Origin of the sequence: Janthinobacterium sp. ROICE36 (genome assembly GCF_002869965.1) — a bacterium.
Lineage (GTDB): Bacteria > Pseudomonadota > Gammaproteobacteria > Burkholderiales > Burkholderiaceae_D > Janthinobacterium.
The window spans coordinates 1-23289 of the sequence record NZ_PEBS01000029.1; the positions used below are offsets into that span (position 1 = coordinate 1).

Annotated in this window: 14 protein-coding genes and 2 tRNA genes; 7 read left to right on the forward strand and 9 right to left on the reverse strand. The window is 61.9% G+C overall.

All coding sequences use genetic code 11. The features are described 5' to 3' along the window. Positions 1-287: 287 nt before the first annotated feature. A complete protein-coding gene (locus tag CSZ94_RS13505) occupies positions 288-1220 on the forward strand; it encodes a hypothetical protein (protein ID WP_146009803.1) in 933 nt (310 codons plus the stop codon). Between the two features lie 136 nt (positions 1221-1356). Here CSZ94_RS13505 and purL read toward each other — a convergent pair whose 3' ends face one another. Together purL and CSZ94_RS13515 are read right to left on the reverse strand one after the other, a co-directional pair. Beyond that, positions 1357-5394, reverse strand: coding sequence for a phosphoribosylformylglycinamidine synthase (gene purL / locus CSZ94_RS13510; RefSeq protein WP_102121975.1), 4038 nt, complete (start codon positions 5392-5394; stop codon positions 1357-1359). A gap of 201 nt (positions 5395-5595) precedes the next feature. Continuing rightward, on the reverse strand, positions 5596-6663 hold the full coding sequence (locus tag CSZ94_RS13515) for a GGDEF domain-containing protein (protein ID WP_146009804.1): 1068 nt from the start codon (positions 6661-6663) through the stop codon (positions 5596-5598). 348 nt (positions 6664-7011) lie between these two features. Between CSZ94_RS13515 and CSZ94_RS13520 the strand changes: the two genes are divergently transcribed. Next, complete coding sequence (locus CSZ94_RS13520) at positions 7012-8637, forward strand: tetratricopeptide repeat protein (RefSeq protein WP_102121977.1); 1626 nt, start codon at positions 7012-7014, stop codon at positions 8635-8637. A 348-nt stretch (positions 8638-8985) separates the two neighbouring features. Here the strand turns inward: CSZ94_RS13520 and CSZ94_RS13525 are convergent, their stop codons facing one another. Then, positions 8986-9288 carry an HNH endonuclease gene (locus tag CSZ94_RS13525; protein ID WP_102122007.1) on the reverse strand — a complete coding sequence of 101 codons (303 nt, stop codon included), beginning with the start codon at positions 9286-9288 and terminating at the stop codon, positions 8986-8988. A 257-nt stretch (positions 9289-9545) separates the two neighbouring features. On the opposite strand from CSZ94_RS13525, the gene CSZ94_RS13530 reads away from it, so the two are divergent. Further along, a complete protein-coding gene (locus tag CSZ94_RS13530) occupies positions 9546-10091 on the forward strand; it encodes a LysE family translocator (RefSeq protein WP_258000970.1) in 546 nt (181 codons plus the stop codon). A 10-nt stretch (positions 10092-10101) separates the two neighbouring features. Next, positions 10102-11571 carry an aminotransferase-like domain-containing protein gene (locus CSZ94_RS13535; RefSeq protein WP_102121979.1) on the forward strand — a complete coding sequence of 490 codons (1470 nt, stop codon included), beginning with the start codon at positions 10102-10104 and terminating at the stop codon, positions 11569-11571. Positions 11572-11716: 145 nt separating this feature from the next. Here CSZ94_RS13535 and CSZ94_RS13540 read toward each other — a convergent pair whose 3' ends face one another. Next, positions 11717-12763: an NAD(P)-dependent alcohol dehydrogenase gene (locus tag CSZ94_RS13540; RefSeq protein ID WP_102121980.1), complete on the reverse strand. Its 1047-nt coding sequence runs from the start codon at positions 12761-12763 to the stop codon at positions 11717-11719. 176 nt (positions 12764-12939) lie between these two features. Between CSZ94_RS13540 and CSZ94_RS13545 the strand changes: the two genes are divergently transcribed. Further along, a complete protein-coding gene (locus CSZ94_RS13545) occupies positions 12940-13887 on the forward strand; it encodes an AraC family transcriptional regulator (RefSeq protein ID WP_180977460.1) in 948 nt (315 codons plus the stop codon). Here the strand turns inward: CSZ94_RS13545 and CSZ94_RS13550 are convergent. Continuing rightward, positions 13869-17453 (reverse strand): hydantoinase B/oxoprolinase family protein, encoded by a 3585-nt coding sequence (locus CSZ94_RS13550; RefSeq protein ID WP_102121981.1) that lies wholly within the window; start codon positions 17451-17453, stop codon positions 13869-13871. The two genes, CSZ94_RS13545 and CSZ94_RS13550, sit on opposite strands and share 19 nt — an antisense overlap. Positions 17454-17583: 130 nt before the next feature. Between CSZ94_RS13550 and CSZ94_RS13555 the strand changes: the two genes are divergently transcribed. Further along, a complete protein-coding gene (locus CSZ94_RS13555; RefSeq protein ID WP_102121982.1) occupies positions 17584-19128 on the forward strand; it encodes an NAD(P)H-hydrate dehydratase in 1545 nt (514 codons plus the stop codon). A gap of 8 nt (positions 19129-19136) precedes the next feature. Here CSZ94_RS13555 and CSZ94_RS13560 read toward each other — a convergent pair whose 3' ends face one another. Then, on the reverse strand, positions 19137-19910 hold the full coding sequence (locus tag CSZ94_RS13560) for an ABC transporter ATP-binding protein (protein ID WP_374703581.1): 774 nt from the start codon (positions 19908-19910) through the stop codon (positions 19137-19139). Between CSZ94_RS13560 and CSZ94_RS13565 the strand changes: the two genes are divergently transcribed. Further along, entirely contained in the window at positions 19909-20598 is a 690-nt protein-coding gene (locus tag CSZ94_RS13565) for an arylesterase (protein WP_102121983.1), read from the forward strand. The genes CSZ94_RS13560 and CSZ94_RS13565 overlap by 2 nt on opposite strands. Before the next feature lie 80 nt (positions 20599-20678). Here the strand turns inward: CSZ94_RS13565 and CSZ94_RS13570 are convergent, their stop codons facing one another. The 3 genes from CSZ94_RS13570 to CSZ94_RS13580 all read right to left on the reverse strand — a co-directional run bounded on the left by CSZ94_RS13570 (position 20679) and on the right by CSZ94_RS13580 (position 23194). Next, positions 20679-22601, reverse strand: coding sequence for a SurA N-terminal domain-containing protein (locus tag CSZ94_RS13570; protein WP_180977461.1), 1923 nt, complete (start codon positions 22599-22601; stop codon positions 20679-20681). Between the two features lie 422 nt (positions 22602-23023). Beyond that, a tRNA-Asp gene (locus tag CSZ94_RS13575) sits at positions 23024-23100 on the reverse strand. Positions 23101-23117: 17 nt separating this feature from the next. After that, positions 23118-23194, reverse strand: a tRNA-Asp gene (locus CSZ94_RS13580). Positions 23195-23289: the final 95 nt, after the last annotated feature.

Sequence of the window (23289 nt, forward strand, 5' to 3'; positions counted from 1 at the left end):
ACAAACCACGTTCACTTTCGCCGCTTACAACCTGACGCGCATGGCGACGATCTTTGGCTGGCGTTTATCGGCGGTGGTTGGATAACTCCGTCCATAGAGTACGGAAAGCGCTAAAAAATGTCAAAAAACGGCCTGAAAAGTGGCTGAAAACTGCTTTTTAGGCAAAATGCGGCTTCCAGCCCGAAAAATTCGCATGTCTGGCGACAAAATCCGAAGGACTGGGGTCCTTTTTCAACACCCTGTTAAAAAACAACTATCTACAAATTGGCTTTCCTGAAATATTCGCATTGGAGATACGCAATGAATTCAATATAATTTCCGAACAAAACAACAATAATTTCATAAATTCAATATTCTCAATATTAAATAGCAACATTACAGAAGGCAGCAATCAAACAAAACTGCAAATAGAAAACTCGCTAGGTTACTTAATTTTAAAAATAAAACTATGGCCTATCACAGAAAAAAATTCCATTGCAGCTATTGATTCACTAATAAAAATTGGCGACAACAAAGAAATTAATAGGGAATTAATATCCTGCATCAAAAGAACTACAGACTGGTTTGTAATTAATAAAATAACAACAGAAAATAAGCAAATATTTAACCTGATGAGAATTGCCTCAGAGTTTTTATCAAACGAATACTTGATTAAATACTTCAACGAATCACATATGCCGAGATTCCTAATTCCAGCGACTGAAAGCGAATGGATAAAACTATATGTTCGCTCCAGAAAATTAAAAAATGAGATAGATTTTAATAAATTTACCACAAACTTCAATAATAAAGAGCTCTACTTGTGGCTTACTCGTGGCAGCGATACGCTTGAAGCATTCGAAGTGATTTTCATTTTAAACTATCTAATAAGAAAAGAAGATGTAGAAATGGAGAGCGCAATTGAGTCGTTAGGTGACAGAATGATGCAAGACACTTCCTCTAGAAAAAGTGATTTATTACCTATCCTTACTTTCCTTTTGGAACTCAGTGAAAATAACAAAAAATACTCCAACTTATCAAATTCGATATTGGAAAAATATTTAATGAAAAAATTTTTCATTTGGGACATTGAAGATATTAGTTCTGGAGACTTAAAAAATTCAGACGTAGCGTTACTTTTTCACAGTATCTGGATTAAATTTTCCAAAATATTCACTCGCAAAGTATTCGAAAAAGAAAATATTGCAAAGATAAACAGCATTATAAGCGAACTCTCTTAATAAGATAAATTCATAAATAACTATTACCACAAGAACGAATAAAAAAACAAAAGCCGCTATCTCCCGACAGCGGCTTTCTCATTCCTCCCCCACCAGCAGCGCCTTGAACTCCAGCGCTGCCCTGCAAGCGAACTAATTACCCCACAAACTTCCGCGCATTCCTGAACATGCGCATCCAAGGCGAATCCTCGCCCCATGCTGCAGGGTGGTAGGACTGCTGCACCGAGCGGAACACCCGCTCCGCGTGCGGCATTAACACTGTGAAGCGGCCGTCTGGCGTGGTCACGGAGGTGATGCCTTCCGGCGAGCCGTTCGGGTTGTATGGGTACGCTTCGGTGGCGGCACCCTTGTTGTCGACGAAGCGCATGGCTTTGCTGACCTGGGTGATGTCGCCCGTTTGCGAGAAGTCGGCGTAGCCTTCGCCGTGCGCGATGGCGATGCCGGCTTGGGTGCCGGCCATGCCGTTGAAGAAGATCGATGGGGAGTCCATCACTTCGACCATGGCAAAGCGGCCTTCGAATTTCTCCGACTTGTTGCGCGTGAATTTGGGCCAGGCGTGGGCGCCGGGGATGATGGATTTCAGGTTGCTCATCATCTGGCAGCCGTTGCAGATACCCAGACCAAAACTGTCCGTGCGGTTGAAGAAGCGCGCGAATTGTTCCGCCAGGCTGGCGTTGAACAGAATCGTTTTCGCCCAGCCTTCGCCTGCGCCCAGCACGTCGCCGTAGGAGAAGCCGCCCACGGCGATGACGCCCTGGAAGTCGTCCAGCTTGACGCGGCCCGCAATCAGGTCGCTCATGTGCACGTCGACAGCGGTGAAGCCTGCCTGGTGCATCACGTACGCCGTTTCGATGTGCGAGTTGACGCCCTGCTCGCGCAGGATGGCAACTCGCGGACGCACGCCGGTGGCGATGAATGGCGCAGCGACGTTCTCGTTCTGGTCGAAGGTGACGATCGGCGACATGCCCGGGTCTTGCACGTCCAGCAGGCGGTCGTACTCGGCGTCGGCGCAGGCCGGATTGTCGCGCAGGCGGGCGATGCGCCAGCTCGTTTCGCTCCACAGGCGGTGCAGGGCTGCGCGCGGCTGGGTGTAAATCAGCTTGGCGTCGCGCGTGAATTCAATGACGTCGCGGTCGTTCAATTTGCCGATGATATGGCTGCAGGCGCCCAGGTTGAAGGTGCGCAGCACGTCCATGACGAGCGACTTTTCTTCCGCCCGCACCTGGATGACGGCGCCCAGCTCTTCGCTGAACAAGGCGCGCAGGGTCAGTTCGTTGCGGCGTTCCGCTACCTGGCCGGTCCAGTTCTTGGCATCGCCCCAGTCGCTGGAATGCTCGCCTTCCATGGTCAGCATGTCCAGGTTGACGGACATGCCGGTGTGGCCGGCGAAGGCCATTTCCGTCAGGGTGGCGTACAGGCCGCCGTCCGAACGGTCATGGTAGGCCAGCAGCTTGTCGTCGCTGTTCAACTTCTGGATGGCGGCGAAGAAGCCTTTCAAGTCTTCCGCGCTGTCCACGTCCGGCGTTTCATTGCCCAGCTGCCCCATGACTTGCGCCAGCGCGGAGGCGCCCAAACGGTTTTTGCCGCGACCCAGGTCGATCAGGATCAAGGACGTGTCGCCCTGGTCCGTTTTCAGCTGCGGCGTGAGCGACTTGCGCACGTCCGTCACTGGCGCGAACGAGGAGACGATCAGCGACACCGGCGAGGTGACGGATTTCGCCGCGCCCGTGCTCTCGTCTTTCCAGGTGGTGCGCATCGACAGCGAATCCTTGCCGACGGGGATGCTGATACCCAGCGCGGGGCACAGGTCCATGCCGATGGCTTTCACCGTGTCGTACAGGGCTGCGTCCTGGCCAGGCTGGCCGCAGGCGGCCATCCAGTTGGCGGATAGCTTGATGTCGGAAATGTCGGCAATCGCTGCGGCAGCGATGTTGGTAACGGCTTCGCCCACGGCCATGCGGCCCGAGGCGGCGGCGTCGATCACGGCCAGCGGCGTGCGTTCGCCCATGGCCATCGCTTCACCCAGGTAGCCTTCGAAGCTCATGGTGGTGACGGCGCAATCGGCCACCGGCACTTGCCATGGTCCCACCATCTGGTCGCGCACGGTCATGCCGCCCACGCTGCGGTCGCCGATGGTGATGAGGAAGGATTTGTCGGCTACGGTGGGCAGCAGCAGCACTTTTTGCGCTACATCCTTCAAGTCCATGCCCGTCAGGTCAATGGCCGGGAAATCGTTGGCCACGTGGACCACGTCGCGCTGCATTTTCGGCGGCTTGCCCAGCAAGACGTCCATCGGCATGTCGACCGGCTCATTGCCCAGTTCCGGGTCGATCAATTTGAGTTGACGCTCTTCGGTGGCCACGCCCACGGCGGCGAACAGGCAGCGTTCGCGTTCGCACATGGCTTTGAACAGGGGCAGGCTTTCCGGCGCGATGGCGAGAACATAGCGTTCCTGCGACTCATTGCTCCAGATTTCCTTCGGCGCCATGCCCGATTCTTCCAGCGGTACCTTGCGCAGGTCGAAAATCGCGCCGCGCTTGGCGTCGTTGGTGATTTCCGGGAACGCGTTCGACAGGCCGCCCGCACCCACGTCGTGGATCGAGATGATCGGATTATCAAGCCCCATTTGCCAGCAGGCGTTGATGACTTCCTGGGCGCGGCGTTCCATTTCCGGATTGCCGCGCTGGACGGAATCGAAGTCCAGGTCGGCCGTGTTGCTGCCGGTGGTCATCGACGAGGCGGCGCTGCCGCCCATGCCGATACGCATGCCCGGGCCACCCAGCTGCACCAGCAGGCTGCCGACGGGGATGTCGTTCTTGTGCGTGTGCTGCGCCGAGATATTGCCGATGCCGCCAGCGATCATGATTGGCTTGTGATAGCCAAATACGGCGTCTTTGTCTGCGCCGACGTTCTGTTCATACGTGCGGAAGTAGCCGCCCAATACCGGACGACCGAATTCGTTCGAGAACGCTGCGCCGCCCAGCGGGCCTTCGATCATGATTTGCAGCGGCGAAGCGATGCGCTCCGGTTTGCCATATTGATCGGCGTCAGTACGGCCAGCCAGCGGCGCCGTCACGGAAGCGGCCGTTTCCCAGCTGCGCACGGCGTCCGGCAGCGACAGATTCGAGACGGTGAAACCGGTCAGGCCTGCCTTCGGCTTGGCGCCGCGGCCCGTTGCGCCTTCGTCGCGGATCTCGCCGCCCGCGCCCGTGGAGGCGCCGGGGAATGGGGAAATGGCCGTCGGGTGGTTATGCGTTTCCACCTTCATCAGGGTGTGCGTCAGTTCGGTCGACGCCGCGTATTCGTGGTTTTCACCGCGCGGGTAGAAGCGCGACACCGTGGCGCCTTCCATGATGGACGAGTTGTCGCTGTAGGCGACGACAGTGCCCTTCGGCTGCAGTTCATGCGTGTTCTTGATCATGCCGAACAGCGACTTGGTCTGCGCCACGCCGTCGATGGTCCAGTCGGCGTTGAAGATCTTGTGGCGGCAATGCTCGCTGTTTGCCTGCGCGAACATCATCAGTTCCACGTCCGTCGGATTGCGACCGGCCTTGGTGAAGGCGGCGTCCAGGTAGTCGATTTCATCTTCCGACATCGCCAGGCCCAGTTCCGTGTTCGCCGTTTCCAGTGCGCGCTTGCCCTGCCCCAGCAAGTCGATCGATTCCAGTGGGCGCGCTTCCAGGGTGCGGAACAAGTCCTTGGCGTCGTCGGCGCTGCGCAGCACGGATTCGGTCATGCGGTCATGCAGCAGGTCGGCCACGGCTTGCACCTGCTCGTCCGTCAATTTGCCGGCGCCTATGGCGCTGCCCAGGATGCCCGATTTCAGGTTGATGCGGAAAGCGATGCCGCGTTCGACGCGCTTGATGTGCGCCATGCCGCAGTTGTGCGCGATGTCGGTGGCTTTCGAGGCCCACGGCGAAATCGTGCCGAAACGGGGGATGACGAAGAATGCTTCGGCAGCGCCTTCCGCATTGTCAGCCTGGGCCGGCTCGCCGTACGTCAGCAAGGCGCCAAGGCGCGTGCTGTCATCGTCGGTGAGAGGCGCGCAGGCATCGATGAAATGGACATAGCGTGCTTGTACGGCAACAATCGCAGGCGAGACGACTTGCAGTTGGCTTAACAGACGGTGGCTACGGAAATGGGACAGGGCATTGGAACCCGGCAGTATCAACATGATTGGAAGGTGGTTGATGCAGCGTGGCTGCGGGTTAAAGGTAGGTATGACAATATCTTTCGTACGGCAAATTTCCTTTGCGCGCATTATACCCGTTTTACCCCTGCCTTATGACCGCAACTTGCGGTTTTGCCGCCCTTTTGCCGCCCTTTTTCCCCGCACAGCGGCAGATTTTGACACGGCAGCAACACCCTCAGCTGATCATCTGGCGATCACGTAGCGGTTCTTGCCCTGGCGCTTGGCCAAGTACAGCGCTTCGTCGGCCAGCCGGTAGCTGTGGCCCAGCTCCTTGCTCCGGTCCAGCTCGGCCACGCCCACGCTGATCGACACGAACTGTGCGGCATGGAAAGCCTGGCTGACGGCCTCGACCAGGGCGCCGGCAAAGGTGCGCACGGCCTCGTGGTCGCCCGCGTAGACGACGCCGAATTCCTCGCCGCCCAGGCGGCCGCACAAATGGCCTTGCGCCTTGTCGGCGATGATGGCGGCCGTGCGCATCAGCACTTCGTCGCCCACATCGTGGCCCTGCTGGTCGTTGATGATCTTGAAATCGTCGATATCGATCATCAGGAAATGCAACATGCCGCCATGGGATGCGCCACGCATCTGCTGGGCGCGCTGCGTGAACATGCGGCGGTTATTCAGGCCCGTCAGGCTGTCCTGGAAGGCCAGCCGCGTCAATTCCAGTTTGGCGTGATAGTTGCGCAAGCGCAATAAGCTGAAGCTGACATTCAGCGCCAGGCCGAACAGCACGCTGACGGCGATCATCAATGGCACCCAGGATTGGTCGGGCAAGCCCGCGTTGACGGGGTACAGGCCGTGGCCCACGTTCCACCAGATGCCGGCCACCACGGCAAGGTAGCTGAGGCCGCCATTGAAGATGGAGGCAATCGCCAGGGTCAGGAAGACGCCCACGGGCAAGACCCAGAAGCTGGCATGCTGGACGGCGTCGGCCATGGTGCGCAGGCCAAAGGTCAGGGCCAGCACGGCGCAGGCGCCGGTAATGGTCAGCACGGGCAAGGTGGTGCAGCGGTAGCGCGCCACCAGGCTGGCCAGCATGCCTAGCAGCGCCAGCACGGCGTGCGTCAGGTTCGGATGATAGGGCTCTGGCATCAGCAGCCAGGTCAGGCAATAGGCGACGATGCCCAGCAGCTGCGTGACCAGGCCGACACGGTGCAATTCCGCAAAATAGGTATGCTGCTGTTCGCTGTTGCCGCCAAATGCAAGTGGAACGGCAACGCGCCGCAAAGTAGACAGATCAGTTACGCGCATGACGGGTATCGACACCAGAGAGGGATAAAGCGCCCGGTAAAGCCTTGCGCATGCCGTGCCGCAACATACTCGGCACGCAACAACTGTTGCATTTTTAGAATATTATCATGATAGTCAATGTATGGTCGAAAAAACACGTCGCACACCGCCGCAGCGGCCCCCGTGTCATGAAATACAACGCCGGACGGCGCCGGGCATCCCTGCCCTCGCTCTGCATGCCCGATTGCATGCATTTTGCTGGCAGTGTCGGGCGGCTTTGCAGTATGCTGATAAAAAACAATACTGCCAGGCAGATACCTATAAGAAGAGTTCCCGCAAATGACCGAACAGATGAACGAGAGCTGAACAATGCCAGAAACTAGCGACTTATCTGTCCTGATCGTCGATCCGAACCCCAGCATGCGGGGCAACCTGCACAATATGCTGAACCAGGCGGCCATCACCAAGGTGGAATATGCCGTCAATTCCGGCACGGCCATCCGCTTGCTGATGAAGAAACCGTTCGACATCATCCTGTGCGAGTACGATCTTGGTAGTGGCACGGACGGCCAGGATGGCCAGCAATTGCTGGAAGACTTGCGCCATCACAAGCTGATCGGCCTGTGGACGATCTTCATCATGCTGACCTCCGAAGCCATCCACAGCAAGGTGATCAGCGCGGCCGAACTGACCCCATCCGACTACATATTAAAACCGTTCACGGTCGACGTGCTGAGCGGACGCATCGCGCGCGCCATCGAGCGGCGTGCCATTTTCCTGCCCACGTATCAGCTGATCGACAAGGGCAACTTGCGCGAAGCCGTGAAAAGCTGCCGCACGGCCGAACTGCAGCACCCGCGCCTGGCGGCCGATTTCACCCGTTTGCGCGCCGAGCTGCACATCGCCCTCGATGAATGGAAGGAAGCGGAACAGTTGTACGCCGACATGCTGGCCTTGCGGCCCATGGCCTGGGCCCATTTGGGCCTGGCGCGCACCCTGTTCGAACAGCAGCGGCATGAAGATGCGCAGGAGGTGCTGCTGGAACTGGTGGAGACCTATCCCCGTTTCATGACCGCCTACGACCTGCTGGCGCAAAACCATGAAGCCATGGGCCAGCAGCTGCAGGCGAAGAAAATCCTCGAAGACGCGGTGGCCATTTCGCCGCACATGGTGCGCCGCTTGCGCCACCTGGGCGGCATCGCGTTTGACACGGGCGATATCGGCGCGGCCGAACGGGCCTACAAGCAGGTAGTCACCAAAGCGAAATACTCTGAATTCCGCGACCCGGAAGACCACGTCAACCTGGTCAAAACGCTGATCAAGAAGGGCGATGCGCCGCAGGCCAGCGGCGTGCTGCGCGACATGGAACGCTCGCTGCGGGGCGGCGCCAACGTGGAAGCCTGCCGCGCCATCTCGGCCGCCATGCTGCATGAGCTGTCGGGCAACGACATCGCCGCCGCCAGCGAACTGCAGCTGGCCGCCGCCGCCCTGGACACGGCGCGGGGCCTGTCGACGCAATTGAAGGTGGGGCTGGTGCAAAGCTGCCTGAAAAACAATCTGGAGCAGGCCGCCTCCGACGTCATGATGAAACTCGTCAATGAGGCGGACAGCGACGTGACGATGGAAGCGGCCGTCGACGTATTTGAAAAAGCCGGCCGCCATGATCTGGCGCAAGGCATGGGCCAGCAGATCACGCACCAGGTGCAGGAACTGATGCAGGATGCGGCCAGCAAATCGGAAAGCGGCGAGCTCAAGGGAGCCGTCTTCGTGCTGCGCCAGGCCCTGCGCAAGACCCCGGGCAACCTGCCCGTGCTGTTCGCCTCCGTCGAGGCTATCTTGCGCCAGCTCAATATGCTGGGCTGGGAAGCCCCGCTGGCCGAACAGGCGCAGCACCAGATGCAGATGATCCGCAAGATCGACCCCAGGCATCCGCAGCTGGAATCGCTCAAGCAGCAATACGCGGCGACCCAGCACAAATACGGTATCGCCAGCTGATTTGAGGGACGCACTGCAAACCTACTGCGCAGCCCATTTCCGATCCTTCGCGCAGGTCAGTCACGTAGGCCGGATTAGCGAGCGGCACGCGCTTCAAGCGGACCGCCGCTTGACTGTCCCCGAGCAAGGCGGCTCGATGCTGCCGTGTGGAACTCACTCTGCGCGCAAACGTCAGACATTACCCCCTTTTTTGAAACGGGCGGCAATGCCGGAGCGTACTGCTAAGCGGCTGTGGTGAAAGCCCGCACAGAGCCAGGATGAAGACATGAGTTACTTGGCCATGGGTTCGCTGCCACTGCAGCGTCACCATTTCCGCCAAGTTATAAACTGTTTCGAAGACGGCGATTTTCAACGCAGCAATTTATACCGTACCAGCAGCGTAGGTCCCTTGCCGCCGGGTGGCGTCAACAGTATCTCGTCACCCGGCTGCATCTCTTCATGCATCACCGTGCAACAGGTCGGCATCGAGTGGCCGCGCGCCGGATAAATGCCTACGTCGGTGTGCAGGTTCGCAGCGCGCACGTCGACACTGGTTTTGCCGGCATTGCCTGCTTCTTGCAGCAGCTTGCGCAGTGCGGTGACGAAATCCCCTTTGCTGAGCCTGGCAAGTGTCTGGTTTGCTTGCGGGCGAGCGCTTGCGTCGTTTTTCATGGCAATTTCTTTCAATGAGTACATTCCCGCCACTATATCATTTGCCCCTGGCGGCATCACGCCAAGTTTCTGAGGTTTGTCCGGGCGTGGCGGCCTGTATCGGCGCTGTAGCAGTCGTTCGACTGATACAGCATGTGCTTGTACGCGGCGCCTTGTGCCTTGTCCCTGCCGTGCCGCGCTTTTAGACTGGGGCCTTCTCCACGCTGCGACTGCCTGCCATGACCGAACTCCTGCCCCTGATGAGCTATTGCTTTGTGATGTCCGCCACGCCCGGGCCGAACAACGTCATGCTGGCCACCACCGGCGCCAATTTCGGCTATCGCGGTGCGCTGCCGGTCATCCTCGGCATCCAGGTCGGCATCTTTGTGCAGACCATGCTCATGTGCGTGGGGCTGGGCAGCGTGTTCGTCGCCTACCCGATGGCGCAGCAAATACTGCGGATCGCGGGCGCGCTATACCTGATGTTTTTGGCCTGGAAACTTGCCGGCGCCTCGGTGGCGGGAAGCAGCGCACCGAAGGCCGTGTCGTTTGCGCAGGCGGCGCTGTTTCAGGCGCTGAACCCCAAGAGCTGGCTCAAGGCAATCACCATGGCGTCGGTCTTCATGCCTGCGCAGGGCAACATGCTCGCCAGCGCGCTGCTGGTATCCGTGATCGGCACCATGGTGGGCATGCCGTGCAACGCCATGTGGGCGCTGTTCGGCGTCTCGATCCGCAGCGTGCTGAAAGCGCCGCGCAAGCAGCGCATATTCAATCTGGCGATGGGTGCCATCCTGCTGGTTCTCGCCGTGATGTTTTTACGCTAGACTTCCACCCATGTTCGCCATCGACCGCTCCTCACCCATCGCCCTGTTCAAGCAGATCGAGGCCGCATTGCGCCTGCAGATCGCGCAACGCCTCCTGCCTGGCGGGAGCAAGCTGCCGTCGATCCGCCAGCTCGCCACGCAGCTCGCGGTGAGCACCAACACCGTGGTGGTGGCGTATGACAGGCTGGTGGCCGCAGGCGTCATCGATACGCACGGCACGGCGGGCTTCTTCGTCTGCGCGCCAACTGACGCCAGCCACGCCATTCCCGACGAAGTGGCGCTGGAAGCGGGCCAGGAGCAGGAGCCCGTTTGGCTGAGCCAGCAAGTGAACGACCAGCGGCCGGGCGTGCTGCTGGCCAGCAGCGGCGCCCTGCCGCCCACCTGGCTGCAGGACGCGCTGCCGGCGGCCGCCGTGCAACGTGGCCTGGCGCGCAGCGCGGCCGGCATGGCCTCGCGCTGTCCGCCGCAAGGGCTGGCCGAACTGCGCGAACAGATCGCGCTGCTGTTGCGCGGCATCGGCATCGCTGCGGATGCCGGCCACATCCTCACCACGTTCGGTGGCACCCATGCAATCGATCTGATCTGCCGCACGTTTCTACAGCCCGGCGATACGGTGCTGGTGGAAGACCCCGGATACTTCCTGATGTTCGGCAGGCTGCGCCAGGACGGCGTGCGCCTGGTGCCCGTCAAGCGCCGCCCCGATGGCCTCGACCTGGACGAACTGGAAGCGGCCTGCCGCGTACACCGTCCGCGCCTGCTGTTCGTGCAGACGGCTTTGCACAATCCCACCGGCTGGAGCAGCAGCGCGGCGAACCTGCACAAGGTGCTGATCATGGCGCAGCAGTATGGCTTCCTGATCGCCGAAGACGACGTGCACGGCCATTTCCAGCCGGGCCACAGCACGCGGCTGGCATCGCTGTCCGGGCTGGACGGCGTGATCTACTACTCCAGCCTGTGCAAGGCGCTGAGCCCGGCCCTGCGCATGGGCTACCTGGCCGCGGCGCCCGCCCTGCTCACGCTGCTGATGCGCACCAAGATCCACGCCATCATGACTTTGCCTGCGCTGAACGAATACGTTTTGCTGGAAGTGCTCAAGGCCGGCAACCTGCGCAAGCACCTGGAGCGGCTGCAACGCAAGATCATGGTGGCGCGCAACACCTGCACGCAGCAACTGAGCGCGGCCGGCGTGCTGTTCGAGCAGCCCGGCGACGCATGCATTTTCCTGTGGGGCAGCATGCCCGAAGGGCTGGACGTGGACTTGCTGGTGCAGGACGCCTACCGCAACAAGATCCTGCTGATGCGCGGCGCCGCGTTCTCGGCCAACGACACGCCCGACCAGCATATCCGCTTCAACGTCGCCTTCAGCCAGCATCCCCGCGTGAGCGCCTACCTTGAAGAACGCCTGCGCGCAGTGGCAGGCGCGCGCTCAAGCCTGGCCCGCGCCAGCGGCGCCGACAGGCGTTCGACCACGTTTCAGTGAGGTACGTTGATAGTTTGTCAGCCGCTCTTGGGGCTTAATCCGCCCTGCGCGCCACGCGTGCCACCACCAGCTCGATCAGCTCCGCAATCAATGGCTGAAACGTACGGCGAGGCGGAGCAACAACGCCTTGGGCGTTTTTCGGATGTTACAAAGAGGCCATGTCGATGACGAAGCGATAGCGCACATCGCTCTTCACTACACGTTCAAACGCCTCATTGATATCCTGGATGCGGATGATCTCGATGTCGGAAACGATATTGTGCTTGCCGCAGAAATCCAGCATTTCCTGGGTTTCCTTGATCGAGCCGATCATGGAGCCGGACAGGCTGCGGCGCGCGCCCACCAGGCCGAAGGCGCTGATTGGCGGCACGGCGCCGTCCGGGATGCCGACGATGACCATGCTGCCATCGACTTTCAGCAGATTGATGTACTGGTTCCAGTCGATGGAGGCGCCCACCGTGCAGATGATCAGGTCAAACGTGCCGGCCAGCTTGCTGAAGGTTTCCGCGTCGTTGGTGGCGTAGTAATGGTCGGCGCCCAGGCGCAGGCCGTCTTCGCGCTTCGACAGGGTCTGGCTCAGCACCGTCACTTCGGCGCCCATGGCGTGGGCAATCTTGACGCCCATGTGGCCCAGGCCACCCATGCCCAGGATGGCGACTTGCTTGCCAGGGCCGGCCTTCCAGTGGTTCAGCGGCGAGTACAGGGTGATGCCGGCGCACAGCAGCGGCGCGGCGGCGTCCAGCGGCAGGTTGTCGGGGATCGACAGCACATAGCCTTCCTTGACGACGATGCTGTCCGAATAGCCGCCCTGCGTGGCCGTCTTGCCATCCGCTTCCAGGCCGTTGTAGGTCTGGATCAGGCCAGGCATGTATTGTTCCAGGTCCACGTTGCGCGTCTTGCAGGTAGTGCAGGAATCGACGAAGCAGCCCACGCCCACATGGTCGCCCACCTTGAACTTGCTGACGTTGGCGCCGACGGCCGTGACGACGCCGGCGATTTCATGGCCGGGCACCATGGGGAAGGCGGCGCCGCCCCATTCGTCGCGCGCCTGGTGGATGTCGGAATGGCACACGCCACAGTATTTGATCGAGATGGCCACGTCGTCTTCGCGCGGTGCGCGGCGCTCGAACGTGAACGGTTGCAGTGCGGAAGTGGGGCCCAGAGCGGCGTAGCCTTTGGCGATGGTGGTCATGAAAACTCCTGTATATATATGTGTGACGAAGGGGACGCGTGCCGCGCATGCGATTGCACAAGTGTGCCTGAGAAGCCCGCCCGCCGTTACCGCGATCCTGCAAGACCTTTGCACGATCCTCCAAATCTGCGTAAGATCAAGCCCTGCCCTTACCTACCTGACGCATACTGGCCCACATGTCTACCCTGTCCACACCACGCGCTGCGCAAGATGAAATCGCCGCCCTGATCAGCCGTCACGCGCCGCGCAATGGCGACTACACGACCGCCATCGGCAACCTCACCTTCCACCGCCAGTCCTCGGTCACCGAGTCGCTGTTCCATGCGGCGCGCCCCAGCGTGGCCATCATCGCCCAAGGGGGCAAACAGGTCACCCTGGGCACGGAAACCTTCCATTACAGCCGCATGCAGTATCTGCTGACCTCCGTCGACTTGCCCGTGCAGGTACGCGTGGTGGAAGCGAGCGTGGACCAGCCGCACCTGTGCGTGGTGCTGGGCATCGACATCGCCGACGTAGCGGCGCTGCTGGAGAGCGACAATGCGGCGCAAAAAATCCTGCCCGCCACGCGCGGCATTTCCGTCAGCGACGTCTCGCCCGAGCTGCTCGACGCCATGCTGCGCCTCGTGCGCCTGCTGGACAAACCGGAGGAGATCGCCGCGCTGGCACCGTTGATCCGCCGCGAGCTGACCTACCGCCTGCTGAACGGCCCTGTCGGCGCGCGCCTGCGCCACATGGCGCTGGCCAGCAGCCAGTCGCACCAGGTGGGGCAAGCCATCGACTGGATCAAGCACCATTACGCGCAGCCCCTGCGCATCGAGCAACTGGCCGGCATGGCGAACATGAGCATGTCGTCGCTGCACCACCACTTCAAGGCCATCACCGCCATGACGCCGATGCAGTACCAGAAGCTGCTGCGCCTGCAGGAAGCGCGGCGCTTGATGCTGGTCGAGCAGATAGACGCGGGCACGGCAGGCTACCGCGTGGGCTATGCCAGCGAATCGCAGTTCAGTCGCGAGTACAGCCGCCAGTTCGGCCGCGCGCCCATGCGCGACGTGGGCCAGGTGCGCGCGCAGCTCAGCGGTGCCAACGCCGGCGCCGGCAGAGCTTACGCCAACTTGCCGTAGCCGCCACCCCCGGGCGTCTCGATCACGAACACGTCGCCCGCCTGCATGTCGGTCTTGCCGATATGCGCCAGGTGCTCGACCGTGCCGTCCACCCGCTCCACATAATTGCGCCCCAGCGCACCCGGTGCGCCGCCGTCCATGCCGAACGGCGCAACAATCCGGTTGTTCGACAGGATCGCCGCCGTCATCGGCGCCAAAAAGCGCACCCGGCGCACGCCGCCATTGCCGCCGTGCCAGCGCCCCGCCCCGCCCGAACCTGCGCGGATGCTGTAACTGTCCAGGCGCACGGGGAAGCGCCACTCCAGGATTTCCGGGTCCGTCAGGCGCGAATTGGTCATGTTCGTCTGCACCACGTCCGTGCCATCAAAACCGGGGCCGGCGCCCGAACCGCCCGATATCGTCTCGTAGTACTGATACTTTGCGCTGCCAAACGTGAAATTGTTCATCGTCCCCTGCGACGCCGCCATGGCCCCCAGCGCGCCATACAGGGCGTTCGTGATGCAGGTCGAGGTTTCCACATTGCCCGACACGACGGAGGCCGGGTACTGCGGATTGAGCATGGAGCCGGGCGGAATGATCACGGTCAAAGGCTTCAAACAGCCCGCGTTCAGGGGAATCTCGTCGTCGACCAGGGTGCGGAACACGTACAGCACGGCGGCCATGCAGACGGCGGACGGCGCATTGAAATTGTTCGGCAGTTGGCTTGACGTCCCCGTAAAGTCGATGCTGGCGCTGCGCTGCACCACGTCGACCTTGATCGCCACCTGGATGCGCGCGCCGTTGTCCAGGTCCAGCACATAGCTGCCATCCTTCAGGGTGGTGATGACCCTGCGCACGGCTTCCTCGGCATTGTCCTGCACGTGGCCCATGTAGGCTTGCACGACGGGCAAGCCGAAATGCGCGACCATCTTATGCAGTTCTTCGGCCCCTTTCTGGTTGGCCGCCACCTGGGCGCGCAAATCGGCCAGGTTTTGCCGGGGGTTGCGGGCCGGGTAGCTGGCGCCCGCCAGCAGGGCCAGGGTCTCGTCTTCTGCTAACCGTCCCGTGGCGCCGTCGACCAGCTTGAAATTGTCGATCAACACGCCCTCTTGCTCGATGCGCGTGGAGTCGGGCGGCATGGAGCCGGGCGTGGTGCCGCCGATGTCCGCATGGTGGCCACGCGAACCGACATAGAACAGGATGGCCTCGCCCTTGTCATCGAAGACGGGAGAAATCACCGTCACGTCGGGCAAGTGCGTGCCGCCGTGATACGGATCGTTCAGCATGAAGACGTCGCCCGGCCGCATGGCGCCCGCATTGCGCGTCATGACGGTGCGGATGCTCTCGCCCATGGAACCCAGGTGCACGGGCATGTGCGGCGCATTGGCGATCAGCTGGCCTTGCGCGTCGAAGATGGCGCAACTGAAATCGAGCCGCTCCTTGATGTTGACGGAATGGGCCGTGTTCTGCAGGCGCAGTCCCATCTGCTCGGCGATCGACATGAACAGACTATTGAAAATTTCCAGCATCACGGGGTCGGCTTGCGTCGCTGTTGGCAAACCCTTGGCGCGCCGCTCCGGCAAGGCGGCGACCCTGCGCAAGATGAGATGCCCGTGCGCCGTGACATCGGCGCGCCAGCCCGGCTCGATGACGGTGGTGGCGTTGGCGTCGCTGACGATGGCCGGGCCGGTTATGCTGTCGCCGGGACGCAGCCTGTCGGCCCCATACAGGCCGCTGTCGCGCCACGCACCATCACAGTACATGGCCACCCTCTGCACGGGAAGCAGCGCGCCCGCGCGCGCCGCGTATGCCGGCATGGCTACTGCGGGCGCGTCGGATGCGCCGATGGCTTCCACGGAAATGGCTTCGACGATCAAGGCGCGCGCCGGCATCAAGAAGGAAAAGCGCTTTTTATACGCCGCTTCGAACTGCGCCTGCATGCCGGCCGCCGTATCGAACAGCACGACGAGGGCCGAATCCGTGCCCTCGTAGCGCAGGTGCACGCGCGACACGAGGGCGATGCGCTCCTGCGCCACACCCTGGCGCAGCAAGTCGCCCCGCGCCAGGTCGCCCAGGGCCGCGAAATCGCGCGCCAGGTTCACGCCCAGTGTCGCTTCGATGGTCTGTTCCCGCATGGCGCTCTGGTCGGCCAGGCCCATGCCGTAGGCCGACATCACGCCCGCCAGCGTGTGGATGAAGACCGTGCGCATGCCCAGCGCATCGGCCACCAGGCAGGCGTGCTGGCCGCCCGCGCCGCCAAAGCTGGTCAGGGTGTATTCCGTGACATCGTGCCCCCGCTGCACGGAAATCTGCTTGATGGCGTTGGCCATATTGCCCACGGCGATGGCGATATAGCCTTCGGCCACCTGCTCCGGCGTACTGCCCACCGTGCGCGCCAGCGCCGCGAACTGGGCGCGCACGCTGGCCGCGTCCAGCGCTTCATCGGCGTCGGGGCCGAAGACGCGGGGAAAGAAGGCGGGCTGCAGCTTGCCCAGCATGACGTTGCAGTCGGTGACGGCCAGCGGGCCGCCGCGCCGGTAGCTGGCGGGGCCGGGGTTGGCGCCCGCGCTGTCCGGGCCCACCTTGTAGCGGGCGCCGTCGAAATGCAGGATGGAGCCGCCGCCCGCCGCCACCGTGTGGACGCTCATCATGGGCGCGCGCATGCGCACGCCGGCGATCTGCGTCTCGAACACGCGTTCGAATTGGCCCGCGTAATGCGACACGTCCGTCGAGGTGCCGCCCATGTCGAAGCCGATGACTTTATCGAAACCGGCCAGCGCGCTGGCGCGCACCATGCCGACGATGCCGCCCGCAGGGCCGGACAAAATACTGTCCTTGCCCTGGAAGGCGCGCGCATCCGTCAAGCCGCCGTTCGATTGCATGAATTGCAGGTGCACGCCGGGCAGCTCGGCCGCCAGCTGGTCGACATAGCGGCGCAGAATCGGCGACAGATAGGCGTCGACCACCGTGGTGTCGCCGCGCGCCACCAGCTTCATCATGGGACTGACCTCGTGCGACACGGACACTTGCGTAAAACCGGCCTCGCGCGCAAGCTGCGCCACCCGCGCCTCGTGCGCGTGATAGCGGTAGCCGTGCATCAGCACGATGGCGATGGCGCGCACGCCGCGCGCATGGGCAAGTTCCAGCGCCGCGCGCGCGGCGGCCTCGTCGAGCGGGGTCACGATGTCACCGTGGGCGCCCACCCGCGCATCGATCTCGATCACGTCGCCATACAGCAGTTCCGGCAAAATGATCTGGCGCGCGAACAGCTGCGGGCGGTTCTGGTAGGCGATGCGCAAAGCGTCGCGAAAACCGCGCGTGATGGCCAGCACGGTGGGTTCGCCCTTGCGTTCGAGCAGCGCATTGGTCGCCACCGTCGTGCCCATCTTGATGGCGCCCACTTGCGCCACGGGCAGCGCCGCTTCAGGCGCAAGGCCCATCAGACGGCGCATGCCGGCCAGCGCCGCGTCGCGGTACTGGCCCGGGTTCTCCGACAGCAGCTTGCAGGTGGTCAGGCTGCCGTCAGGACGGCGCGCCACGATGTCCGTAAAGGTGCCGCCCCGGTCGATCCAGAATTGCCAGTCCATCGTCCTGCCCCCGTGCTTATGTGAGATGGCTATTGTAGCCGCCAAACAGGCGCGCGTTTCAGGCGTGTGCACCTTGCCTTTCACCCGGTTCGGCCGTATGTTGAAGGCATGCTGACTAACGGAACACCCCATGACCCTGATCGACTCTGCCGGTAACACCCTTGCGCTGTACTCCATCGCCGAACTGCGCGCCATCGAACAGGCCGCCATGCGCGACCTGCCGCAAGGGCTGCTGATGCAGCGCGCGGGCCAGGCCGCCGCCAGCGCCGCCCTGAAGCTGCTGCACGCCCAGGAAGATGCCGGCCACCGGCGCGTGCTGGTGCTGGCCGGCCCTGGCGACAACGGCGGCGATGCGCTGGAAGCGGCTGCGCACCTGGCTGGCAGCGGCACCGAGGTGCTCATATGGCTGGCGCCCGAGGCGCAAGCCACGTCGCCCGAACGCGAACAGGCGCTGAGCCGCGCGCGCAATAGCGCCGCCCGCTTCATGGACGCGACGACCTCCATGGCATCGGCCGCAGTGGGCGCAGCGCCATGGCACCTGGTCATCGATGGCCTGTTCGGCATCGGCGCGTCGCGCCCTCTGGACGGTGAATGCCGCGAAGTGGCGCAGCAGGTCAACAAGCTGGCATGCCCCGTGCTGGCGCTCGACGTGCCCAGCGGCCTGCATGCAGACACGGGCGCCATCGACGGCATCGCCATCCGCGCCACGCATACGCTCACCTTCATCGGCGACAAGCCGGGCCTGCACACGGCAAACGGCCGCGACTACGCGGGCGAGGTTGAAGTGGCGGCGCTGGCCATCGACCCCTCCCTGCTGCCGCCGGCCAAAGCCCAGCTGGGCGGCCTGCACCTGTTCGCCCGCCAGCTGCAACCACGGCGCCAGAACACGCACAAGGGCAGCTACGGCAGCGTGGCCATCATCGGCGGCGCGCAGGGCATGGCGGGCGCCCCCATCCTGGCGGCGCGCACGGCCCTGCATGCGGGCGCGGGCAGAGTGTATATCGCGTTTCCCGATGCGCCGCCCGCGTTTGACAGCGGCCAGCCGGAACTGATGTGCCGCCGCGCGCAGGACGTGGATTTCTCGGGCCTGCACTTTGCCGCCTTGGTAGCCGGGCCCGGCCTTGGCGACGACGTCGATACGGTGGAACTGCTGCAGCGCACGTTCGAGAGCGACAGCCCGCTGCTGCTGGACGCGGATGCCCTGAACCTGATGGCGGCCGAGCCGGAACTGCAATCGGCGCTGGCCGTGCGCACGGGCGCGGGCGCGACGATATTAACGCCCCATCCGCTGGAAGCGGCACGCCTGCTCGACCTGACGGTGGCCGAGGTGCAAGCCGACCGCCTGGGCGCGGCGCGCCAGCTGGCCACGCAGCTGGGCGTGATCGTGGTACTGAAGGGCTCCGGCACGGTGATCGCCGCGCCAGATGGTGGCATCGTCATCAACAACACGGGCGGCCCCGCGCTGGCCACTGCCGGCACGGGCGACGTGCTGTCCGGCCTGTGCGGAAGCCTGCTGGCGCAGGGCTGGCCGGAATGGGAAGCGGCCATCGGCGCCGTCTGGCTGCACGGCGCGGCGGCCGATGCGCTGGTGGCCGCAGGCAGCGGCCCCATTGGCCTGACGGCGGGCGAATTGATCCCGGCCATCCGCAAGCTGATCAATGCCTTGTCGGCGTAAGCACTGCGTTAGAGCAAACGTCCAGCTGAAATGGTAATCGTGCGCCCGCAACGGGCCGCGATCGAACTGTCATGCGTGACCAGCACCAGGGTCGAGCCACGTTCGCGGTTCAGCTCAAACATCAGCTGGATCACGGCCTCCCCTGTAGCCGCGTCCAGGCTACCCGTCGGCTCGTCGGCGAACAGCAGCGGCGGTTGCGTGACAAACGCGCGGGCCAGGGCCACGCGCTGCTGCTCGCCGCCGGACAGGTATTTCGGATAATGTTTCAAACGGCTGCCCAGGTTCACCCTGCCCAGCATGGCTTGCGCCTTCTCTTTCGCGTCCGGGTCGCCGCGCAATTCCAGCGGCAACATGACGTTTTCCAGCGCCGTCAGGTGGGCCAGCAACTGGAAGGACTGAAACACGAAACCAAGCTTTTCCTTGCGAAAACCGGCGCGGCCGTCTTCGTCGAGGGCGAAGATATCGGTGCCGTCGAGGATGACCTTGCCCTCGCTGGGCGTATCCAGGCCGGCCAGCAAACCCAGCAAGGTGGACTTGCCGGAACCGGAGGCGCCGACGATGGCCAGCGTCTCCGCCGTTTGCACGGTAAAATCGACTTGATGCAGGATGGTCAGCTCACCATCGGCATCGGGTACGCGCTTGGCCAGCTGGAGCACTTCGATGGCCGGCTGGGCATTTTGGCTGTTTTGGCTATTGGGTGCGGCGGGCCGCTGGGCTGCTCGCTGTGCTGCTGTCTCTGACGGGAGAAAACTGGTGGAAGTCGCTTTAGGGAATTCGGGCATGCTGATCTATCTTAAAAAATTTCGTGAACAAATAAGTGTCAAGGACAGCAGCCGCATGCGGCGGCGCGCGCTATCCCTGCTTCCTGCGGCAGCCCTGCTGCTGGTATCGAGCATGACGAACGCCTATTCTGCACCAAAAACGCTGCTGGTGCTCGGCGACAGCCTCTCGGCCGAGTATGGCCTGGCGCGAGGCACGGGCTGGGTGGCGCTGCTGGAACAGCGGCTGCAAGCGCAAAAGAACGATACGCGCATCGTCAACGCCAGCATCAGCGGCGAAACCACCAGCGGCGGACGCGCGCGCCTGCCGGCCCTGCTGACGAAACACCAGCCCGACGTCGTGCTGATCGAACTGGGCGCTAACGACGGCTTGCGCGGCTTGCCCGTGGCGGCCGCCGAAGCGAATCTGCGCGCCATGGGCGAGGCGGCCAGAAAATCGGGCGCGCAGGTGGTGCTGGTGGGCATGCGCATGCCGCCCAACTATGGCCGCGCCTATGGCGAGCAGTTTTATGGCGTATACGGCAAGCTGGCCAGGGAATGGAAGGCGCCGCTGGTGCCCTTCATGTTCGAAGGCATCGCAGACCAGCCACAGCTGTTCCAGGCCGACCGCATGCACCCGAATGCACAGGCGCATCCGACCATCCTGAAAAACATCTGGCCGCAACTGGCACCGTTGCTGAAAGCCAAGTAAGCCTGCGCCAAGCTCGTACATGCTGCAGACAAAAAAATAGCCGCTCGAAAGCGGCTATTTTTAAGCGTGGAAACTAGATCTTACGGTGCAGGCGCCGGGGCGGCTGGGGCGGTGAGCGGCTTGACGATCTTCACCTTGGCCTTGGATTTCAGGTACTCGACGTAATCGAACATTTCCTGTTGTGCCAGGATACCGCTGATCTGGTCTTTCTCTTGCTGGCGGCGCGCTGCATCGACTTGCGCCGGCTGCTGCACCTTGGCGATACGGTAGATGCCGTAGCCCAGGGCTGGCAGGTCCACGCCCACGTACGCTGGCAGCTTGCTCGTGTCAGCTTTCATGACTTGCGCGATGGCGGCACGGTTGATGCCGTCGAGCTTGCTGCGCGACACCCATTGTGCTACGCCGAAACCGCTCATATCCCCCGAGGCCTTCAAGGCGGCCAGCTTGGTTTCGCCGGCTTTCTTGGCCAGTTTTTCCGCTTCTTCCAGGGTCACGCGCTGACGGATCATCGCTTCGACTTCAGCCAGCGGACGCTTCGTGGCAGGCTTGAACTCCACCACGCGGCCGGCGATCAGCACGTTCGGCGCGACGGTGACGGCTTCCGTGTTGCGCTTGTCCTTCAAGGAATCGTTCGAGAAAATGGCGGTCAGGAACTTGGCGTTATTGAACGGTGCCTTGCCCAGTGCTGGCGACGGCGTGCGCGACAGGTTGGCGAAGGTTTCCACTTTCAGCTTCAGCTTGTCAGCCGCCGGTTTCAGGCTGTCCGATTGCTCGTAGACTGTGTTGGTGAACGTTTCGGCCATTTCCGAGTATTTCTTGGCAGCAAATTGCTTGCGCAGGTCGGCCGTGATTTCGCCGCGCACGTCATCGAGCGCCTTGACGTGCTGTGGCTTGAGCGAGGTGACGGTCAGGATGTGGTAGCCGAAATCGGAAGCGACGACATCGCTGATTTCGCCTTGCTTGAGCTTGCTTACCGCGCTCAGCAGTGGTGCCGGCAGGCCATCCTTGCCGATCACGCCCAGGTCGCCGCCTTGTTCGGCGGAGGCCGGGTCTTCCGACTTGGCCTTGGCCACGGCGGCAAAGCTGGCAGGCGTCTTGCGCACGTCAGCCAGGATGGCTTCAGCCTTGGCCTTGGCGGCTGCCTTGTCGGCGGCCGATGCGTCTTTCTTGACGGCTAGCAAAATGTGGCTGGCCTGACGCGCTTCTTGCGTCGTGTAGGCTTTCTGGTTCTTCGCGTAGTAGCCGGTCACGTCGGCGTCGGTGACGTCGACTTGCTCGCCGGCAGCGCTGTCGTCCAGCACGACGTATTCGATCTTGGCTTGTTCCGGGATCTCGAAGAACTTGCTGTTCTTATCATAGAAAGCCTTGATCATGGCGTCCGTCACTTTGACTTCCGGCACGTACTGGGCGATCGGCAGCAGCAGTTCCTGCACTTCACGCTCTTCCGAGGTGATGTCCGACAGGCGCTTGGAAACGGCGCTCGGTGCGAAGGCGGTGCCTTGCACGGCGCCGGCCAATTGCTGCAGGGCCATATCGCTGCGGCGGCGCGCATCGTACATCTGCGGCGTCATGCCTTGGGCGGCCAGCATGGACTTGTAGCGTTCCAGGTCGAATTTACCGTCCGGCAAGGTCAAGCCTGGAATTTCCAGCACTTCCTTTTGCAACACGGCATCGCTGATGACCAGGTGGCTACGGCCCACTTCGGCGGCCACGGCGCGCTCGGCGATCAGGTTGTCGAGGATGCTCTGGCGCGCTTCCGGCGTGTCAAACATTTTCTGGTCGAACTGCTCGCCCATCATCTGGCGGTAGCGGTCGATCTGCTGGCGTTGCGCCTCTTCATATTGCTGCTGCGTGACCACCTGGTCGCCGACCTTGGCGATGGTGTTCGCGCCTTCGCCGAAGCTTTGGTAGCCGCTGATACCGACCAGTGCAAAAGACGGGACGATGACCAGCATCAAGAGAAACTGCATCAAGCGTCGATGGGTACGAATAAATTCAAACATGGTCAGCCAATTCGGGATGAGTGGATCACTATAAAAAAAGGCGAACATGCGTTCGCCTTGATTTCTGCGGCGGAATGGACGGGACAGATGTCCACTTCCCCTTTAGATTCAACAACTTGGCGCTGGAACTAAAGCAGGATTCTGACGCCCAAGCCATAATCTCCTGATTCTACAATGCCCATAGCGCTATAGCAAGAGTAAATCAGGGCGCGCGCCCTGCCCCGCTGCCCCATGCTGCGCCGCCATGCCGGCAAGGCGCCAGCCTCGGGATTAAACCCGGTGAAGCTTAAAGCGGATTTAAATGACCCTGCGTTTGATTCAAAACGGCAGGCGGGAATTTCAAAATGGAAGCGCGTAGAGATAATCGGACGCATAAAAGAAAAACCCGCGCTACTTATTCAGCAGCGCGGGTTTCTATATTCTGGCGGAGCGGACGGGACTCGAACCCGCGACCCCCGACGTGACAGGCCGGTATTCTAACCAACTGAACTACCACTCCTTAAGAGCGTATTTTTTTGGCGGAGCGGACGGGACTCGAACCCGCGACCTCCGACGTGACAGGCCGGCATTCTAACCAACTGAACTACCACTCCGAAAAATACACAGTACTACTTGCATTTGCATCCAGTGTTGCGATTCGAAGAACTTCAACCCTGAAATCGCGGCACCCGGAGGCGCCGCCAAATGT

What these genes read in the sequence shown, in the direction of transcription:
- CSZ94_RS13550 (WP_102121981.1), bottom strand. Translation starts at nt 17,453, where the DNA reads ATGGACTGGCAATTCTGGATCGACCGGGGCGGCACCTTTACGGACATC.
- CSZ94_RS13555 (WP_102121982.1), top strand. Translation starts at nt 17,584, where the DNA reads ATGACCCTGATCGACTCTGCCGGTAACACCCTTGCGCTGTACTCCATC.
- CSZ94_RS13515 (WP_146009804.1), bottom strand. Translation starts at nt 6,663, where the DNA reads ATGCGCGTAACTGATCTGTCTACTTTGCGGCGCGTTGCCGTTCCACTT.
- CSZ94_RS13535 (WP_102121979.1), top strand. Translation starts at nt 10,102, where the DNA reads ATGTTCGCCATCGACCGCTCCTCACCCATCGCCCTGTTCAAGCAGATC.
- CSZ94_RS13565 (WP_102121983.1), top strand. Translation starts at nt 19,909, where the DNA reads ATGCTGATCTATCTTAAAAAATTTCGTGAACAAATAAGTGTCAAGGAC.
- CSZ94_RS13570 (WP_180977461.1), bottom strand. Translation starts at nt 22,601, where the DNA reads ATGTTTGAATTTATTCGTACCCATCGACGCTTGATGCAGTTTCTCTTG.
- CSZ94_RS13530 (WP_258000970.1), top strand. Translation starts at nt 9,546, where the DNA reads ATGTCCGCCACGCCCGGGCCGAACAACGTCATGCTGGCCACCACCGGC.
- CSZ94_RS13545 (WP_180977460.1), top strand. Translation starts at nt 12,940, where the DNA reads ATGTCTACCCTGTCCACACCACGCGCTGCGCAAGATGAAATCGCCGCC.
- purL (WP_102121975.1), bottom strand. Translation starts at nt 5,394, where the DNA reads ATGTTGATACTGCCGGGTTCCAATGCCCTGTCCCATTTCCGTAGCCAC.
- CSZ94_RS13560 (WP_374703581.1), bottom strand. Translation starts at nt 19,910, where the DNA reads ATGCCCGAATTCCCTAAAGCGACTTCCACCAGTTTTCTCCCGTCAGAG.
- CSZ94_RS13540 (WP_102121980.1), bottom strand. Translation starts at nt 12,763, where the DNA reads ATGACCACCATCGCCAAAGGCTACGCCGCTCTGGGCCCCACTTCCGCA.
- CSZ94_RS13525 (WP_102122007.1), bottom strand. Translation starts at nt 9,288, where the DNA reads ATGAAAAACGACGCAAGCGCTCGCCCGCAAGCAAACCAGACACTTGCC.
- CSZ94_RS13520 (WP_102121977.1), top strand. Translation starts at nt 7,012, where the DNA reads ATGCCAGAAACTAGCGACTTATCTGTCCTGATCGTCGATCCGAACCCC.